This is a genomic window from Providencia sp. PROV236, assembly GCF_033676985.1.
Taxonomy (GTDB): domain Bacteria; phylum Pseudomonadota; class Gammaproteobacteria; order Enterobacterales; family Enterobacteriaceae; genus Providencia; species Providencia manganoxydans.
This window is the reverse complement of record NZ_CP096297.1, coordinates 2,059,646-2,078,280: the sequence shown is the minus strand read 5'-3', so window position 1 is coordinate 2,078,280 and position 18,635 is coordinate 2,059,646. Positions and strand designations below refer to the sequence as shown.

Sequence of the window (18,635 nt, the reverse complement as noted above, 5' to 3'; positions counted from 1 at the left end):
ACTATTAAATTGTAACAAGAAAACGTATTTTTTTCAATTTTCTTATTTATTTACAGTCAATTACATAACATTCAAACACTTACTACCGACATCTATTGTTATACATTATTGCAAATCATCGAACAGATATAATCAACTGTTTTAGTTGCTAATTTGTATAATTTCCCCCCAAAAAGGCTAGCATAACATAACGTGAATGGCGTTCTACTAGGGCGGCAATATAAGAATTTTTGGAATTTTGAATTAGCTCCTTCCGACCAGCATCCAAAAAAAAGCCCATTTTTACATGGGCTTAGATAGTTATTTTGCTAGTCACTGCTAGCTAATTCTTATTGCGGGATTATTCCCACTCAATTGTCGCTGGTGGTTTACCGCTAATATCATACACCACCCTTGAAATGCCATTGACCTCATTGATAATGCGGTTTGAAACACGGCCGAGGAAGTCATACGGTAAATGCGCCCAATGAGCAGTCATAAAGTCGATAGTTTCTACTGCACGTAAAGAAACCACCCAATCATATTTACGGCCATCACCCATCACGCCAACTGAACGAACAGGAAGGAATACCGTGAATGCTTGGCTAACTTTATGGTAAAGATCTGCTTTATGCAGTTCTTCAATAAAAATTGCATCCGCACGGCGTAGGAGATCGCAGTACTCTTTCTTCACTTCGCCAAGAACACGAACACCAAGGCCCGGACCTGGGAATGGATGGCGATATAACATGTCGTATGGCAGGCCAAGTTCAAGACCAATTTTACGCACTTCGTCTTTGAACAGCTCTTTCAATGGTTCAACAAGACCCAGTTTCATGTCTTCTGGTAAGCCGCCTACGTTATGGTGAGATTTAATAACGTGTGCTTTACCTGTTGCTGATGCGGCAGATTCAATGATGTCTGGGTAAATTGTACCTTGTGCCAGCCACTTAACTTGAGTTTGTTTTGATGCTTCCTCATCGAATACATCAATAAACACGTGACCAATCGCCTTACGTTTTGCTTCGGGATCATTAATACCCGCTAATGCATTCAAAAAGCGATCTTCTGCTTTAACGTGGATAATGTTCAGGTCGAATTTGCCAGCAAACATTTCCATTACTTGGTCGGCTTCGTTTAAACGTAGTAAGCCGTTATCAACAAATACACAGGTTAAACGTTTACCAATTGCACGGTTTAATAGTAATGCAGTCACTGAGGAATCTACACCACCTGACAGTGCCAATATAACGTGATCATCACCGATTTGTTCTTTTAGACGAGCTACGGTGTCATCGATAATGGCAGCTGGCGTCCATAGCGCTTCACAATGGCAAATTTCTTGCACAAAGCGTTTTAGAATATTCAGGCCTTGATAAGTATGAGTTACTTCAGGATGGAATTGCACACCATAGAATTTTTTCTCTTCATTTGCCATGATAGCGAACGGGCAGCTTGGCGTACTGGCAATAGTTTTAAAGTCAGCTGGAATTGCTGTCACTTTATCACCATGGCTCATCCAAACATCCAGTACTGGAGTACCATTTTCGCTTAAAGAGTCTTGAATGTCACGGAACAGATCACATGGCTCAGTCACTTCAACTTTGGCATAACCAAATTCGCGCTCGCCAGAAACTTCAACTGCACCACCTAGCTGCATTGACATGGTTTGCATGCCATAGCAGATACCTAAAACGGGTACACCTGCTTTAAAGACATATTCAGGTGCACGTGGGCTATCATTTTCAGTCGTGCTTTCTGGGCCACCTGAAAGAATAATACCATTTGGATTGAATTCACGAATTTGCTCTTCTGAAACGTCCCACGCCCAGAGTTCACAATAAACGCCAATTTCACGAATACGGCGGGCAATCAGCTGTGAGTACTGTGAGCCGAAATCAAGAATAAGAATGCGATGCTTATGGATATTTGTTGTCATTTGAGGAGAATTCCAAAAATTCAAGTCAAAAATAGAAAATCGGTGGCGCTGTAATTAAGGACAGAGCCACCCTGAAATATGTGCTGTTATTGCCCCAGACGGTAATTTGGGGATTCTTTAGTAATGGTTACATCGTGTACGTGGCTTTCTTGGATACCCGCACCACTGATGCGAACAAACTCGGCTTTAGTACGCAGGGCATCAATAGTAGCACACCCCGTCAGTCCCATACAGGAACGCAAACCACCCATTTGTTGGTGAATAATATCTTTTAAGCGACCTTTATAAGCCACACGACCTTCAATTCCTTCAGGAACGAGTTTGTCCGCTGCGTTATCCGTTTGGAAGTAACGATCTGAAGAACCTTTCGACATTGCCCCTAATGACCCCATACCACGGTATGCTTTATAAGTACGGCCTTGGAACAAAATAGTTTCGCCCGGAGATTCTTCGGTACCTGCAAACATTGAACCGACCATCACACAAGCAGCACCTGCCGCGATCGCTTTCGAAATATCACCAGAGAAACGGATACCACCATCAGCAATAACAGGGATACCAGTGCCTTCTAATACTTCTACAGCATCGGCAATAGCGGTAATTTGCGGTACACCCACACCTGTTACGATACGTGTTGTACAAATAGAGCCAGGACCGATACCCACTTTAACTGCGCTAACCCCTGCTTCAGCCAACGCTTTCGCGCCTTCAGCTGTTGCAACGTTACCACCGATAATTTGTAAGTCAGGGTATTTTTGACGTGTTTCACGAATGCGCTGTAGCACGCCTTCTGAGTGACCATGTGATGAGTCGATCAATAAGACATCAACGCCTGCGGCAACAAGTGCATCAACACGCTCTTCATTACCAGCACCAGCACCAACAGCCGCACCAACACGCAAACGACCTTGTTCGTCTTTACATGCATTAGGTTTACGTTCTGCTTTTTGGAAGTCTTTAACTGTGATCATTCCTAGAAGGTGGAAGTTATCATCGATAACTAAGGCTTTTTCAACACGTTTTTCATGCATTTTTTGCAGAACGACTTCACGTGCTTCACCTTCTTTCACGGTGACTAAACGCTCTTTAGGCGTCATCACTGCGGTAACAGGTTGGTCTAAATCGGTAACAAAGCGAACATCACGGCCAGTGATAATCCCAACTAAAGAGTTATCAGCAGCAACGACAGGATAGCCAGCAAAGCCATTGCGCTCTGCCATTTCTTGAACTTCACGAATGGTAGTGTCTGGCGTCACAGTAACAGGATCAGTCACCACACCACTTTCGTGTTTTTTCACACGACGAACTTCTTCAGCTTGGCGCTCAATAGGCATATTTTTGTGAATAAAACCAAGACCGCCCTCTTGAGCTAATGCAATAGCAAGATCAGATTCGGTCACAGTATCCATCGCAGCGGAGAGCATAGGAATATTCAGGCGGATAGTTGCAGTCAGTTGAGTAGACAGATCGGCCGTGTTTGGTAATACGGTTGAGTGTGCAGGAACGAGCAATACGTCGTCGAAAGTTAGAGCTTCTTTTTTAATGCGTAACATAGGCAATATCTCACCAGGCAGCGTTATGGAAAGGTATAAAATATTGCCGCGGCATTATACACACCGAAACCGATTGCCTCCAGCCTTTTTTTGAAAAAAAACTTGATAACTGCTCTGACTAGGTTAGTATCAATCAATTAAGTCATTGTTTTAGAATTTGATCTAGCTCACATGTCAATACAAGAAAATAGTGGAATTTATTCTGTCAGCAAACTTAATCAAGCGGTTCGTGAACTTCTAGACCGCCAAATGGGTCGAGTTTGGTTAACAGCCGAAATCTCAAACTTTTCACAACCTAGCTCAGGTCATTGGTATCTCACCTTAAAAGATGACAAAGCTCAGGTTCGTGCGGCTATGTTCCGCGGGCAAAATACACGTGTTACTTTTCGTCCACAAAATGGTCAGCAAGTATTAGTACGCGCCACTGTCACCCTGTATGAACCACGTGGTGACTATCAAATCATCATTGAAAGTATGCAACCTGCTGGTGAAGGATTATTACAACAACGGTTTGAGTTGTTGAAACAATCCCTCGGCGCTGAAGGGTTATTTGATGCCATACACAAGCAAACCTTGCCATCACCGGCAAAACGTATCGGGGTGATCACTTCAGCAACCGGCGCAGCATTACATGATATTTTGCATATTCTGCGCCGCCGTGACCCTTCATTACCCGTGGTTATTTATCCTACCGCGGTACAAGGAGAACAAGCGCCTGCTCAAATCGCTAGAGCCATTGCAATCGCTAACTTGCGTAGTGAATGTGATGTGCTGATTGTTGGCCGCGGCGGGGGATCATTAGAGGATTTATGGGCATTCAATGAGGAAATTGTTGCCAGAGCCATCTTTGCCAGCCAAATCCCGATTGTCAGTGCTGTTGGTCATGAGACCGATGTCACCATTGCCGATTTTGTTGCTGATGTGCGTGCACCAACACCTTCCGCCGCTGCTGAATTAGTCAGTCGTAATCAACTGGAATTGATCCGCCAGTTGCAATCATCACAGCAACACCTAGAAATGGCGATGGATTATTATCTTGCTGGTCAACAGCAACGTTTTAGTCGTTTACAACACCGCTTACAGCAGCAGCATCCCCAATTACGTTTGGCAAGGCAACAACATCAACTCAGTCTACTGAGCCAAAAACTTAATCAAGCTATGACTAGGCGAATGCAAAATGCTCAAATGCGTTATGAACAGCTACAGCGCCGCTTGTCACAACAGGATTTACGCCCACAATTACAAAGGCAGCAACGTTCATTACAGCAAACACAATATTATTTGCAAAATAGGGTTTCTGAGCTATTAAATAGCTATAAACAACGTTTTGCGGTTGCGTGTTCAAAAATGGAAACGGTGAGTCCGTTAGCCACTTTAGCGCGTGGGTTTAGCATTAGTGAAACGACCGATGGCACCGTATTGAAAAAAACTTCGCAAGTTAAATTAGGACAAAAACTAAAAACACGACTCAATGATGGTTGGGTTGAAAGTGAAGTGACTGAGGTAACAAAGTTAAAAACCAAACGCGCCCCACGCTCTGTCAGTAAATAAAGTTCAAAATAAGGGATGCCCAAATTGACATCCCTCAAACTGCCGTCAAACATATCATGTTTGGTAGCAGTCACTTGAAAAATAGCTTGTATCTACTTAAAAGCGTACTACTCCTCCCACCATATAAGAGCGGCCTCTAGCCGTAGCATTACTTTTGCTACGTTCTTCCATTATTGCCGTTGAATTAGCACGATTTAACGCATCTGAGTACGCTTTATTAGTCACATTATTAATATTGAACATTAAAGTCACATTTTTATTGATTTCATAATCAGCATACAAATCAATAATTGTTGGTTGTTTTTCATATTTATCTTTCAGTGCATCACCATTATTATCAACTAATGATTCAACACCGATACGCTTTGCGGGCCCTGTAATAGTAATTGTGGAACCTAATGTTAATTTTTCATCGAGTAGCCGCACACCGCTATCCAATGTTAGATAGTAATCAGGCAATTCACTGAAGTCACCCGCACTAAAATCAGCAACACTGGCTATCGAATTAGGTTGGTCGCCCGTTTCTTTGGTATAAGATAATGTTGAATAAAATACACCTGCATCATAATTTGCCTGTAATTCATAGCCACTTAAATTAACATTTCTTGGATCATTCATGTAAATATAACTTTTCTGCATAAAATCTGGGAATTCCTTATCCCAAACATCATCATTCATTAAACACCATTCAAATTCAGCTTCGGTTCTCGGACGGCAGAGCAAATAAGGTTTACTGGTAATATAATCTTTTACTTTAGTGTGGAACCAAAGCGCTTTTAAATTAAATTGGTCGCCTTGAACGATAAGATCAGGCCTAATACTGTTAAATCCTATTTGCCATGTTTGTGCTTTTTCGCCCTTTAAAAACGGGTTCATCGAGTTACCGCCATTTTGCGAATAAAATACCTCCTGCGAATTAGGTGCTCGCATAGAGTGCGCATAACTCACAAAAGGTTGAAACTCAGGAATTATTTCAGCAGAAAGTAAAATACCTGGGTTAAAGCCGCCTTCTCGTAAATTAATGGAAGCATCCCCTTGAGGAAAGCATTTCACATCATAATCACAAGCAGGCTTAAAACCTTTTAATTGGTAGTGTGTGTAGTTCAAATCAAACGTTGCTGTGTAAATATCATATCTAGCATTAAACTGCGTATACATACTGGCAAGATCTAATGTGCCACTTGGAGAAAATGGATTATAAATTAATGTGTCTGCATCAACGGCACTAGAGACTTCTCTTTGATATTTATTTTTTATAAGTTTTGAGCCAATTTTCCATTCATAGTCCATTTCTCCATATGAAAAGCGGCTGGTATTACTTAGGTTTATGCCGTCTGCAATATTTTTCGACTCCCCTTGTCTTAATGCCCAACCGAGTGAGTCACCTTCAAATTTTTGATTACTCTTACCATGATTAACAATAATCTCAGTATCAATAAGTTCATTCAGTGGTGTGTATTTATATTTAATATAATAATCTTCACTGTCTATTTTACGGCGAGTTAATTTATTTTGATAAAAACGCCCACTGAACTCTAATTCATGACTATCATTAGGTTTATATTTTAGTTTAGTTAATTGTGACTGAGGTTTTTGTTTAAATGTATTATCTGTTGCAAAGTCATCACTATCATAGCCAGCACCATTTTTATAATTTGCAGGAATATTATGACCACTCATCGCAATTAAACCACCGAAATAGCCTTTATCCTCATTAATGGCTGTTTTACCCGCCACCGCTACCATTCCGTTATAACCTAGCCCATTATCCCCCCAACGAGCTTTACTTCTTAATCCATATGAGCTTCCTGCAAAAATAACATCTTCAATCCCTATTGTGCGAAAATTAGCACTCCCAGCAAGGGCATTGACGCTATTTCCCCCATTTAATTGCCCCTTTTCAACTTCAACTTCGACAATAAAATTAGGATCAATCAGGGCACCAAAATCATTATTAGGTTGTTGCCCATGAGTATAGTTACTCGGCGATATGCCATAATAGGTCTGTGTAATACCGTCTACCATCATATTCACACGACCAAAACCACTTAAACCGCGAATATTGACGTTTACCGTACCTTGGCTAGCATCCATTTGAGTGTAAGTGCCGGGCATGGTACGAATAATTTTATCCAATCCCTCCAGTTTATTTTCCGTTCCCACTGCACTAAAGGCGCCGGGTTTTTCTAATGCCTTAACCAAAGGCGTTTGTTTGTGTGCAGCAGAGACGTTTAATTTACTAAATTGTATTGTGTCATCACTATTTTTTTGCTGTGAAGTGTCAGCCAAAGCAAGACCATGAAGCCCAGTCATTAAAAAGCTGGCTCCTAATAATTTTAATTTACGATCCATTTAACCATTCCTGTAAACGCAATAATAAAAATATACGCTCACATGCTTCAAATAAGATATATATTGTCAAAACAATTTAAAGCGTAGCTAGCGACAAATAGATAAGTCGCTAAAATCCTTTATAAATAGGTGGGTCATGTATTCAATCCGGTGATTAACCTGTAATATAGGGTAATTTATCGGAGAATATTCATGGCTAAAGTCGATGTAAGGTGCCCATTTTGTCAACAAACGCCCCCAGTGAAAAAACATGGATTAGGTAGCACTGGTCATCAACGTTATCGTTGCCAAGATTGCTGCCGAAGCTTCCAACTCGATTATAAATATCGTGCTTGCCAACCCGGAACTAAAGATAAAATTATCGACCTCACGATGAATAATGCCGGTATTCGTGATACTGCTAGGGCCCTTCATATCAGCATTAATGCGGTTGTTCGTACTTTAAAAAACTCTCGCCTAGACAGGTAACCTCTTTACCTCTTGATAATCTGCACATTGAACTCCTTTGCGAGGTCGATGAACAGTGGTCTTTTGTGACTAATAAGAAGCAACAACGCTGGCTTTGGTATGCGTGGGAGCCCCGCCTAAAACGGATTATTGCTCATACGTTTGGTCGTCGAAACAAAAGGACTCTTCGCCAGTTACTGGCTTTACTGTCTAGGTTTAATGTCGCTTTTTGGTGCACGGATAAGTTCAGTGCTTATGAGATATTGCCCAAGCAGAAACATGTAGCAAGTAAGTTTTATACGCAACGAATAGAAAGAGAGAATTTGAATCTGAGAAACCGCTTGAAGCGCCTTAACCGTAAGACGTTAGGTTACTCGAAGTCACCTGAAATGCATGACAAAATTATCGGGACATTCATTGAACGTGAACACTATCTATTATGATGATCTCTATATTGAATACACGACCAATAGGTGACTAGTATAAATAGGAGTAATCACCAAACTTTATATGGAAGGCGCTACAATTTAAAGTATGACAAGTACAACTCAAATTATTTGTATAGCGATTAGGTCATGATATATAAACCATGACCTAATCTCTGCTTTTATTAGTATATTAACTCTTTACTTTTTTAATTGTGGGAAATAGTGTTTTTTATCTTCCAACATTAAAATAAAACTATAATCAAGGGCAATATCATCCAAGGCATTATAACGACCTGATTTTCCCCCATGCCCTGCATTCATATTCGTTTCTAGCAATAGTAGTGAATCACCTTGTTTATTATCGCGTAATTTTGCTACCCACTTAGCAGGTTCCCAATACTGCACTTGAGAATCATGCAAACCTGTCGTTACTAACATGTGAGGATAGCGCTGATTTTTAACATTATCGTATGGGCTATACGCCTTAATACGCCAATAATCCTCTGCATTTTCTGGATTACCCCATTCATCATACTCACCCGTGGTTAGCGGTATTGATGGATCCAGCATCGTTGTCACCACATCGACAAAGGGCACTGATGCCACGACCCCTTCATAAAGCTCAGGTGCGATATTAACCACGGTTCCCATTAATAGGCCACCAGCACTGCCCCCCATGGCGTAAACATGCCCTGATTGACCATAACCTTGGTTAATTAAAGCTTTCGTGACATCAACAAAATCAGTAAATGAGTTCATTTTATTGACAGTTTTGCCCTGCAAATACCATTTCTTGCCCAATTCACCGCCACCACGGATATGTGCGATTGCATAGACAAAACCTCTATCTAGCAATGATAAACGCGAAGAACTAAACGAAGGATCAATACTATACCCATACGCACCATACCCATAGACTAACAATGGATTTTTACCTTGTTTAAAGAGATCCTTACGATAAACCAAGGAAACAGGCACTTTGGTACCATCTTGAGCCGTGATCCACAATCGTTCGCTCTGATATTGAGACTTATCAAAATCTTTTACTTCTTGCTGCTTCAATAATTGCTTTTCTTGCGTCTGCATATCTATTTCATATACAGAAGACGGCGTTGTCATTGATGAATAGCCATAGCGTAATTTGTTCGTATCAGGATCGGGGTTATTATCAATCCACGCCATATAAGCAGGATCATCAAAGCTAACATAATTCTCTTCTTTGTTTTCCCAGTTAATTTGGCGAATATTGACTAAACCATTTTGCCGCTCTTCTAATACTAACCATTGGTTAAATAACTCAAAGCCTTCTAAATCAACATTATCGCGCGGAGCAATCAAGGTTTCCCATTTATCGCCAGTGGCATCGCTAACATACAGCCCAAATAGAGGGTTTTGATGATTTGAACGTATATAAAATTTCCCTCGGAAATGATCAGGGTAGTATTCCACACCTGTTTTACGCGCTTGAAATACTTTCGCGTCTTCATTAGGTTTGTTTGCATCAAGCAAGCGATACTCTGACGTTTCTGTGCTTGTGATACCAATCAAAATATAATCTTTGGAAGTTGATTTCGAGATACTGACATAATAAGTATCATCACCTTCTTCATACACTTTAGTATCTTGCTTTTGCGGGGTACCAACCTGATGACGAAAAACTTGGTATGGCAATAATGTTTGTAAATCTTTATTGACGTAAAACAGCGTATTACTGTCATTCGCCCAAACTATATTCCCGGATGTGTTGGTTAACTCATGATTTTTCCATTCTTGATTATCTAACGAACGGAAAGAGACCTCATAGTTATTACGCCCTTCTTTATCTTCTGCAATAGCGACCATTTTATTATCAGGTGAAACCGTCAGTGCACCTAAGCGATAGTATTCAACACCTTCTGCGCGTTGATTACCATCTACCAATAGTTGCCATTCCTCTTCACTATTTACAGGGCGACGTTCATAAATGGGATAGTTTTTACCCGCTTCAAAACGGCTGCGATAAGTGTAACCATTATAATTATAAGGTACTGATTCATCGTCTTGTTTCATCCGAGACAATAATTCATCGTAAATCTGTTTTTTAAGTGGCTCACCCAATGACAGTTGTTGTTTGCTATATGCATTTTCTTTTTCAAGATAATCGATAATTTCTGGCGATTTTCTTTGGTCATCTCTTAACCAATAATAGTTATCAACACGGGTATCGCCATGTGTTGTCATTGTATATGGTTGTTTTTTTGCCTTTGGTGCTGACATTTGTTCCTCCGCAAGGCTACTACCTATATGTAGTCCGATAAATGTTATCAGACAAAATTTAGTGATCGGCATAGTCGCTGGCAATACCTTTAATCGAAAAATCATTCTGTTACCTTGATGAGTAGTTAATTTCCAAGCGTAAAATCGATCGGCATACGTACAGTGACTTTGCCATTTCGGATCATTTGTGAAGGAGGGACTGGCAAAGGCTGTGCTCTAAAAATGACCTTTTCAGCCTCCCTATCCAGAGAGCGAGTTCCTGACGCTTTAACAAGTGAACTTTTGATGACATACCCTTGGGCATCCACATCAAATATGATGACAGGAATGCCTGTCCGATTGCGCCGACGTGCGTCATCGGGGTAACGTTTATATTTATTTAACTTTCCAAGCACCAGTGCCTGCCATTGCTTTTCTGCATCAAGCATAGCCTGTGAATGACTGTTCAAGTTAGCAGCAACTCGGTCTGTCGTTTTGAGTGCAGCGGCATCACTTGTAACAGGCGCGACACTTGAACGTGAGTTATCGCTTTCAACAACTTCGACTGGCTTTTTTGGCTGCTCTCTCCTCTCTTTTTTAGGAAGAGGCTGAGATCTTTGCTTCTCTGTTTTAGTCACCAATAACTCAGCTTGTTCATTGGTTGGCAAGGATGGAAGTTCAGATTCTTCTGGTGTGGCTTGTTGCGCTTTACTCGCGACAGAAACCTCTTGGATTTGCCCAATATTCACTTCAGTGACTTGTTTAGCTTCTGCCTCCATTGAAAGCTCCATCACAACAGATGGAGGTGGCGTGAAGTCATCCCATGATTGTTGAGCATCATTGTGTAAAAACAGACAAACAATCACAAGATGTAATGCAATTGCAATAATAACAGCACCACCCATTTTTGTGTTTTGGTAGTACCCAAATGTCATTGTACTCATTTTGATCTTATATGCTGTGCAAAAACTCAAATGATAATCAATTACACTTGTAAATGAAAACTATTTTACTAAAAATTGATTCAACCATCACAATTACATTACTAATGATTATCAATAGATTAATTATTGCTCACATCAATAGAACTTGGAGTATACCAAACATAGTCTGCATGCAGATTATCAATCTCATTGCCTTTTTCAGAAATGATTAACACTTTAAATTCCGCTTCAGGGGCTAAATCCTGTATATGTAAAGGTACACCAATTGCACGTGTCGCATGATACCCACCCGCAAACAACATCGCTGGAGTTGGAGCTTGTAATAATGACTTAGCCATCCGGCGGTCACGCATTTGCTGGATCACGGTCATTTTTGCAACTTGTTCAGGGGTTAATTTCCCATCATGTGATGTTTGAATTGTTTGGCTAATCAACTCTTGTACGATAGGTTGAGTCGAGTAAACACCATTCAATACAGGTGGATTCTTATACGCTTGATTAATTTCTTCAGTATTTAAATTGGCGGAAAGCAATGGATAAGGCGCTTTCAGCAAAGATTTAGTGAGTTCCCCATATTGCTCCCACGGCCAGCCTTTTTGCCAGTGCAACGCTGATTGCAGTTTTTCATCGCGAATATAAGGATCCCCTTGCATTTGTGCTTTGACCTCACTGACACTTGCTTGCTGGTCAGGTTTAATCATTTCGAGTAACACAGAACCTTGCGGACGCATTTTATGCATCTCTTGTGCAAGCCATTGCTCAATTTGATGATGGTATAGATTGTCATGCTTTTCACCCACAATCACGCGAGGCGATTGCGATAGACGTTCAATAAGTTGCTGAGGAGTGATGGATTGGCCAGACTGTAAATCAACAATTTGTCCTTGTTCCGTTAATTGACTATCGAGTAATAGCGGTTTTTGTTCAATCTGCTGTGCACAACCTGCAATAAACAATAATGACACTGCAATAATTGCGGCTTTTAATCTTAAATTTACTGATATCATCATCTTTTCCATCTATAGTCGCCATACTTCAAGTTGCAGCCCTTCGTTAAAGTATCAGTGAATACACTCATACCTGTCACATAGCTACTCCTCGAATTATTTAGAGTTTATTATATTCAAGATGATTCAAAATACAGATAATGAGAATTATTTTCAATTAAAAAAGCCTCAGAAAGCGTGAGTTTCCGAGGCTATTTATCCTTAAATAAAATTACAGGGGATGAGTTTGAGCTTCAACGACGGCTAAGGCGACCATGTTGACAATACGACGTACTGACGCAATCGCAGTCAAAATATGGACTGGTTTTGCAACCCCCATTAATACTGGACCTACTGTCACCCCATCAGAACTCGTCACTCGCAGTAAGTTATAGCTAATGCGTGCCGCTTCCATATTTGGCATAATCAGTAAGTTTGCTGATCCTTTCAGTGGGCTATCAGGCATAACATCTTTACGTATTGATTCAATTAATGCCGCATCCGCATGCATTTCACCATCAATTTCAAGATGTGGTGCTCGTGCCTTGATTAAGGCTAGCGCATCACGCATTTTTTGGGCAGAAGCACACTCTGATGATCCAAAACTAGAACGTGATAACAAAGCCACTTTAGGTTCAATACCAAAGCGACGCACAGTATCCGCCGCCATTAACGTGATATCGGCAAGCTCTTCTGGAGTCGGATCTTCGTTAACATAAGTATCGGCAACAAAAGTATTCCCTGTAGGCAGTAACAACGCGTTCATTGCGCCGGCGGTGTTAACCCCTTCACGGAAGCCAAATAAATTTTTGACTACTTCATAGTGTTCGCTGTAGCTACCAATAGTACCGCAAATCATACCATCAGCCTCACCACGCAATACCATGATGCCACCAATTAGCGTTGGGTTGCCAATCACTGCACGACGAGCCATTTCTTGCGAAACCCCACGACGTTTCATGATTTGATAATACTCTTGCCAATACTCTTTGAAGCGTGGGTCATTTTCATTGTTGACCACTTCAAAATCTTTACCTAGCTCAATGTGTAAACCGAGCTTTTGAATACGCATTTCAATGACGCTTGGACGTCCCACAAGAATTGGGAATGCTAGCCCTAATGAAACCAGTTCTTGAGTTGCATGTAGCACACGCTCTTCTTCACCTTCGGCTAACACAATACGCTTTTTATCAGTTTTAGCTTGAGAGAAGATAGGCTTCATAAACAGGTTGGTTTTGTAAACAAACTGATTTAGCTGTTCAATATAAGCATCAAAGTCTTTAATTGGACGTGTAGCGACACCTGAGTCCATCGCGGCCTTCGCAACTGCTGGCGCAATTTTCACAATCAAGCGAGGATCAAATGGCTTAGGAATAATATATTCAGGACCAAAGAACAAATCTTGGTTGCCATAAGCAGAAGCGACCTCTTCGCTTTGTTCTGCTAGAGCCAAATCGGCAATCGCGTAAACACAAGCCAATTTCATCTCTTCGTTAATGGTGGTAGCCCCCACATCCAATGCACCACGGAAGATGAACGGGAAACACAATACGTTGTTGACTTGATTTGGATAATCGGAACGCCCTGTACAGATAATCGCATCTGGGCGCACTTCTTTCGCCAATGGCGGTAAAATTTCAGGTTCAGGGTTAGCTAGGGCTAAAATTAATGGATCTTTCGCCATCGTTTTAACCATGTCTTGTGTCAATACGCCAGGACCTGAACAACCAAGGAAAATATCAGCATTTGGGATCGCGTCACCTAAAGTTCTTGTGCCATTATCTTCAATCGCATACGCCGCTTTAGTTGCATCCATTTTGTCATCACGGCCTTTATAAATAACCCCTTTCGAGTCACATACCGTGATGTTCTCATGTTTCAAACCTAATGCCACTAGAAGGTTCATACAGGCAATGGAGGCCGCACCTGCGCCAGATACCACTAGGCGTACATTACCAATCTCTTTTTTTACAATACGTAGGCCGTTGATTACCGCCGCTGTACAAATAATCGCGGTTCCGTGCTGATCGTCATGAAACACTGGGATATTCATGCGTTCACGCAGTTTTTGCTCAATATAGAAACATTCAGGCGCTTTGATATCTTCTAGGTTAATACCACCAAAAGTAGGCTCCAAAGAAGCAATGATATCAACAAGTTTATCTGGGTCAGTTTCATCGACTTCGATGTCAAACACATCAACGCCAGAAAACTTCTTAAACAACACCCCTTTCCCTTCCATAACCGGTTTACCCGCTAAGGCACCGATGTTACCTAATCCCAAAACGGCAGTTCCGTTTGAGATCACACCAACAAGATTTCCTTTTGCTGTATAGCGATAAGCTTTTAGTGGCTCCGCAGCAATTTCTAAGCATGGAACTGCAACCCCTGGTGAGTATGCAAGCGCCAAATCGCGTTGGGTGGTTAATGGTTTTGTTGGTGTGACAGTTATTTTTCCTGGATGAGGAAACTCATGAAAATCAAGAGCACTTTGTTTTAATATATCATCCATCATCAAGTCCTTTCAAAATTAGGTAGGGTATAAGCAGTAACAGTATAAACATATCAAGCAAGTAAATCATGATCTTGCCGACAATTTCCAGAAAATTCTTTGAGTTACATGGTCAAGAGATAAATCTAACCTAACTCAGTAAGCACAAACACGCTTAATGGGTTAATTTTATAATTATAAATGTAGATATAATTACTTTTGATAATTTTAATTTAATCAAAAGCAAGTTATTATTTTTAGGATTTAACGCGATTCTTTTATCTATTTCTTTTATTTTAATATTAGTTATTAATACAGAAAAAATTATTAATAATATAAAAGATAGCGATGAATTCACTATCTATATACTCGAAAAATTAAAGATACCGCTAAGCGATAAATGAATAAATTGCTAGCAATATAAAAAAACGCTGTCACTGTCGTGAGTGAGTCTAATCACCAATGCTAAAACATAAAGTATGACGAATATAAAGGAAAAGCTATTATGTCCCCTCAAACAGTCATGATCATTGATGAACACCCTCTTTTCCGCTATGGGCTACGACATCTTATGGGTTCAGATGAGCTCTTTGTTATTGCCGCTGAGAGCGGTAACGCCTCTGATGCCCTCAATATCGCTGACAAGCTGCAACCTGACATGATCCTTATCGATACGAACCTTTACGGCACAAAGACCTTTGAAACCATTAGGTTACTACGCAAGCGCTGCATTAAATCATATTTACTTGTTTTATCTTTTTCATCTACTAAAACAGATATTTATAATGCCATTGATGCAGGTGCACAAGGGTATTTACTCAAAAATAGTGAGCTTGATATGCTCATAAATAGCATGCGCAAAGCAGCTGAAGGGCACCATGTTTTTAGCGAAAAGGTTTATCAATGCTTAATTAATCGCCATCAAACTTATGATCCATTATCGTCTCTCACTAGACGAGAAAGTGAAATACTGCATGAAATGGCAACGGGTTTAAAAAACAAAGAAATTTCTAAATTACTTTTTATTTCGGAAGAAACAGTCAAGGTGCATATTCGTAACATGCTAAAAAAATTAAATGTACGTTCACGATTAGAAGCAAGTTTAATCTATATGCGTTCAAAGTAATATTATTAATAAGATAAAAATAAGCATGCTAATAAATTAATCCTTGTAGCGAAGAAATCGCTATCCTTTATATTTTCTTGATAAGTAAAATCATCAATAAAGATATATACTCTAAATAATTCGAGTTGCAGGTAGGCGACAAGTGAAGATAGACGGGGAGTATAGATGAACTATGTGATTCGGCTAGCTGAGTGCAGTCAACAACCCTGCATCTTGAAGTATGACGAGTATAGTTGTCACCGTATAATACAAATATTGTTTATATACCTCCCTTAATAATACGATAATAACTTAAGTTAACGTTATTTTAATCATTAGATTAAATTTTACCTACTGCATAGACAATAGATAGAAAGGGTAGATCATGATTGAATTTTAACGCATTATGTATGACTAACCGTTAGTCAGTAAAGGAAAACTCCATGTCAAACACCGCATCAACACCTTACATTATGTATGGCATTAAAAATTGTGACACCATTAAAAAGGCACGTCGCTATTTGGAAGAAAATAACATTAGTTATCAATTCCATGACTATCGTGTTGATGGTATTGATGATGCATTATTATCAACATTTATCGCCCACCTTGGTTGGGAAGTCCTTGTCAATAAAAGAGGAACAACATGGCGTAAACTGAGCGATGAACAAAAAAATGCGGTTATTGATGATAACAGCGCCAAAAAAGTATTACTGGCTGAGCCCGCAATGATCAAACGCCCTATCCTTGTTTCTGCTGATAAGCGTTACCTTATCGGTTTCTCCGCTGATGAATATCAACAATTTACTCAATAAGTCGGAGCCTAACGATGGATTGCCCTGTAATACAACTAGCCCAAGATCTGATTGCTCGTCCTTCAATTAGCCCCGATGATCAAGGTTGTCAGGCACTAATCATTGAACGCCTAAAAAAGATTGGCTTTACCATTGAAGAAATGCCTTATGGCGATACACTTAATTTTTGGGCTCACCGCGGCCACTCAGGAGAAACGTTAGCATTTGCCGGTCATACCGATGTGGTTCCTGCTGGCGATCCCGCTAAATGGAAAACGCCACCTTTCACCCCAACAATTATTAACCAACATCTATACGGCCGTGGTGCAGCTGATATGAAAGGCTCCATCGCCGCAATGGTGGTTGCCGCAGAGCGTTTTGTTGCCAAACACCCTAGCCACACCGGTCGCCTTGCTTTTTTAATAACCTCTGATGAAGAAGCAAAGGCCACAAATGGTACAGTTAAAGTGGTTGAAGCACTTATGCAACGTAATGAGCGGCTGGACTATTGCTTGGTTGGAGAACCATCTAGCCAGTCTCAGCTAGGTGATATGGTGAAAAATGGCCGCCGTGGTTCAATTACCGCTAATTTGACCATTTTAGGTACACAGGGGCACGTTGCTTACCCTCATCTCGCCGATAACCCTGTACATCGAGCCACCGCGTTTCTACAAGAGTTGGTCTCAACGCAATGGGATGAAGGCAATGAATTTTTCCCTGCCACCAGTATGCAAATTGCGAATATTCAAGCAGGAACTGGGGCTAATAATGTCATACCGGGTGAGTTTTTTATTCAGTTTAACTTTCGCTTTAGTACAGAACTCACCGATACGATGATCCGCGAGCGAGTTAAAAGCATGCTCGAACGTCATCAATTAAAATATGAGTTAGTTTGGTCTCTTTCAGGACAACCTTTTTTAACGCGTACAGGGAAACTGGTTGATGCAACCGTTCAAGCCATTAGTGAGTTAACCAACCGTAATACAGAGCTTTCCACCAGCGGTGGAACATCTGATGGTCGTTTTATCGCTCAAATGGGGGCTCAAGTCATTGAACTAGGCCCTCTCAATGCTACCATTCATAAGGTTGATGAATGCGTTAGTGTCGATGACTTACAGCAGCTGGCACGGATTTATGAACGAATTATGGAGCTCCTATTACTATGATTTCAATAGAGATGCTAACGGGCCGATCAACCGATCATCTCGTCACTTTAGGCGGTAATCACCGCCTACAATTTAATGCGACTAAGGCTTTCTTAGCTATGCAGCAAGCGGCTGCTAAAGCGGGTTTCAAGCTACAATCAGCCAGTGCTTTTCGTGATTTTTCACGTCAGCAGCTCATCTGGAATGAAAAATTTGTTGGTAAACGTCCGGTTCTTGATAAACAAAGCCAACCTCTCGATATCGCGTTATTAACCGAAGGTGAATTGTGCGAAGCGATCTTGCATTGGTCTGCGCTGCCGGGCGCCAGCCGCCATCATTGGGGAACTGAAATTGATGTTTATGACCCATTACGGCTACCAGCAGATCAATCATTGCAATTAGAGCCTTGGGAATACGAGGATGGTGGTTATTTTGCTGAGCTAAATCAGTGGTTAACCGACAATATGGCGACTTATGATTTTTATCGCCCTTTTACGGCTAAAGATGCAGGGGTTGCTTATGAACCGTGGCATATCAGCTATTGGCCCTTATCCCATGAAGCAGAACAGCTACTTACCCCCAATGTGATCGCATCAGTTCTGCAACAGGAAGAAATTTTGGGTAAAACATGGTTATTAGACAATATTGAATATGTGTTTAATCGCTATATTAAAGTGCCTGAATAA

Annotated in this window: 13 protein-coding genes; 6 read left to right on the top strand and 7 right to left on the bottom strand. The window is 40.7% G+C overall.

Annotation, left to right across the window (positions count from 1 at the left end; translation table 11 throughout):
* Positions 1–340 precede the first annotated feature (340 nt).
* A complete protein-coding gene (gene guaA / locus M1E96_RS09185) occupies positions 341–1,918 on the bottom strand; it encodes a glutamine-hydrolyzing GMP synthase (protein ID WP_070928302.1) in 1,578 nt (525 codons plus the stop codon).
* A gap of 86 nt (positions 1,919–2,004) precedes the next feature.
* The gene (gene guaB, locus M1E96_RS09180) at positions 2,005–3,471 is read right to left on the bottom strand and encodes an IMP dehydrogenase (RefSeq protein WP_369427509.1); all 1,467 of its coding nucleotides are present in this window, start codon (positions 3,469–3,471) and stop codon (positions 2,005–2,007) included.
* Between the two features lie 171 nt (positions 3,472–3,642).
* On the opposite strand from guaB, the gene xseA reads away from it, so the two are divergent.
* Positions 3,643–5,022 (top strand): exodeoxyribonuclease VII large subunit, encoded by a 1,380-nt coding sequence (gene xseA, locus M1E96_RS09175; RefSeq protein ID WP_272580074.1) that lies wholly within the window; start codon positions 3,643–3,645, stop codon positions 5,020–5,022.
* Positions 5,023–5,118: 96 nt separating this feature from the next.
* Here the strand turns inward: xseA and M1E96_RS09170 are convergent, their stop codons facing one another.
* Positions 5,119–7,374, bottom strand: coding sequence for a TonB-dependent receptor (locus tag M1E96_RS09170; RefSeq protein ID WP_272580073.1), 2,256 nt, complete (start codon positions 7,372–7,374; stop codon positions 5,119–5,121).
* 192 nt (positions 7,375–7,566) lie between these two features.
* Between M1E96_RS09170 and M1E96_RS09165 the strand changes: the two genes are divergently transcribed.
* Positions 7,567–8,264, top strand: a protein-coding gene (locus M1E96_RS09165) for an IS1 family transposase (protein ID WP_104872948.1) whose coding sequence is annotated in 2 segments (ribosomal slippage) — positions 7,567–7,816 and positions 7,816–8,264 — 699 coding nt in all. Because the reading frame shifts where the segments join, the coding sequence is not laid out codon by codon here.
* A 183-nt stretch (positions 8,265–8,447) separates the two neighbouring features.
* Here M1E96_RS09165 and M1E96_RS09160 read toward each other — a convergent pair.
* The 4 genes from M1E96_RS09160 to maeB form a co-directional block, all read right to left on the bottom strand.
* Positions 8,448–10,505, bottom strand: coding sequence for a S9 family peptidase (locus tag M1E96_RS09160; RefSeq protein WP_369427508.1), 2,058 nt, complete (start codon positions 10,503–10,505; stop codon positions 8,448–8,450).
* A gap of 125 nt (positions 10,506–10,630) precedes the next feature.
* A complete protein-coding gene (locus M1E96_RS09155; RefSeq protein ID WP_369427507.1) occupies positions 10,631–11,428 on the bottom strand; it encodes an energy transducer TonB in 798 nt (265 codons plus the stop codon).
* 119 nt (positions 11,429–11,547) lie between these two features.
* Complete coding sequence (locus M1E96_RS09150) at positions 11,548–12,447, bottom strand: ChaN family lipoprotein (protein WP_272580070.1); 900 nt, start codon at positions 12,445–12,447, stop codon at positions 11,548–11,550.
* 199 nt (positions 12,448–12,646) lie between these two features.
* Positions 12,647–14,926 (bottom strand): NADP-dependent oxaloacetate-decarboxylating malate dehydrogenase, encoded by a 2,280-nt coding sequence (gene maeB / locus M1E96_RS09145; RefSeq protein ID WP_140179354.1) that lies wholly within the window; start codon positions 14,924–14,926, stop codon positions 12,647–12,649.
* Positions 14,927–15,410: 484 nt separating this feature from the next.
* Here maeB and M1E96_RS09140 point away from each other — a divergent pair, with 484 nt between their 5' ends.
* From M1E96_RS09140 to M1E96_RS09125, 4 genes are all read left to right on the top strand, one after another.
* The gene (locus M1E96_RS09140; RefSeq protein WP_070928316.1) at positions 15,411–16,031 is read left to right on the top strand and encodes a LuxR C-terminal-related transcriptional regulator; all 621 of its coding nucleotides are present in this window, start codon (positions 15,411–15,413) and stop codon (positions 16,029–16,031) included.
* A 422-nt stretch (positions 16,032–16,453) separates the two neighbouring features.
* Positions 16,454–16,825: an ArsC family reductase gene (locus M1E96_RS09135; RefSeq protein ID WP_070928318.1), complete on the top strand. Its 372-nt coding sequence runs from the start codon at positions 16,454–16,456 to the stop codon at positions 16,823–16,825.
* A 14-nt stretch (positions 16,826–16,839) separates the two neighbouring features.
* A complete protein-coding gene (dapE, locus tag M1E96_RS09130) occupies positions 16,840–17,970 on the top strand; it encodes a succinyl-diaminopimelate desuccinylase (RefSeq protein WP_272580069.1) in 1,131 nt (376 codons plus the stop codon).
* Positions 17,967–18,635 (top strand): M15 family metallopeptidase, encoded by a 669-nt coding sequence (locus tag M1E96_RS09125; RefSeq protein ID WP_272580068.1) that lies wholly within the window; start codon positions 17,967–17,969, stop codon positions 18,633–18,635. Before dapE ends, M1E96_RS09125 begins: the two co-directional genes overlap by 4 nt.

Coding starts and splice junctions, on each gene's coding strand:
- M1E96_RS09150 (WP_272580070.1), bottom strand. CDS start 12,447: ATGGAAAAGATGATGATATCAGTAAATTTAAGATTAAAAGCCGCAATT.
- dapE (WP_272580069.1), top strand. CDS start 16,840: ATGGATTGCCCTGTAATACAACTAGCCCAAGATCTGATTGCTCGTCCT.
- xseA (WP_272580074.1), top strand. CDS start 3,643: ATGTCAATACAAGAAAATAGTGGAATTTATTCTGTCAGCAAACTTAAT.
- M1E96_RS09140 (WP_070928316.1), top strand. CDS start 15,411: ATGTCCCCTCAAACAGTCATGATCATTGATGAACACCCTCTTTTCCGC.
- guaB (WP_369427509.1), bottom strand. CDS start 3,471: ATGTTACGCATTAAAAAAGAAGCTCTAACTTTCGACGACGTATTGCTC.
- M1E96_RS09155 (WP_369427507.1), bottom strand. CDS start 11,428: ATGAGTACAATGACATTTGGGTACTACCAAAACACAAAAATGGGTGGT.
- M1E96_RS09135 (WP_070928318.1), top strand. CDS start 16,454: ATGTCAAACACCGCATCAACACCTTACATTATGTATGGCATTAAAAAT.
- M1E96_RS09160 (WP_369427508.1), bottom strand. CDS start 10,505: ATGTCAGCACCAAAGGCAAAAAAACAACCATATACAATGACAACACAT.
- maeB (WP_140179354.1), bottom strand. CDS start 14,926: ATGGATGATATATTAAAACAAAGTGCTCTTGATTTTCATGAGTTTCCT.
- M1E96_RS09125 (WP_272580068.1), top strand. CDS start 17,967: ATGATTTCAATAGAGATGCTAACGGGCCGATCAACCGATCATCTCGTC.
- guaA (WP_070928302.1), bottom strand. CDS start 1,918: ATGACAACAAATATCCATAAGCATCGCATTCTTATTCTTGATTTCGGC.
- M1E96_RS09170 (WP_272580073.1), bottom strand. CDS start 7,374: ATGGATCGTAAATTAAAATTATTAGGAGCCAGCTTTTTAATGACTGGG.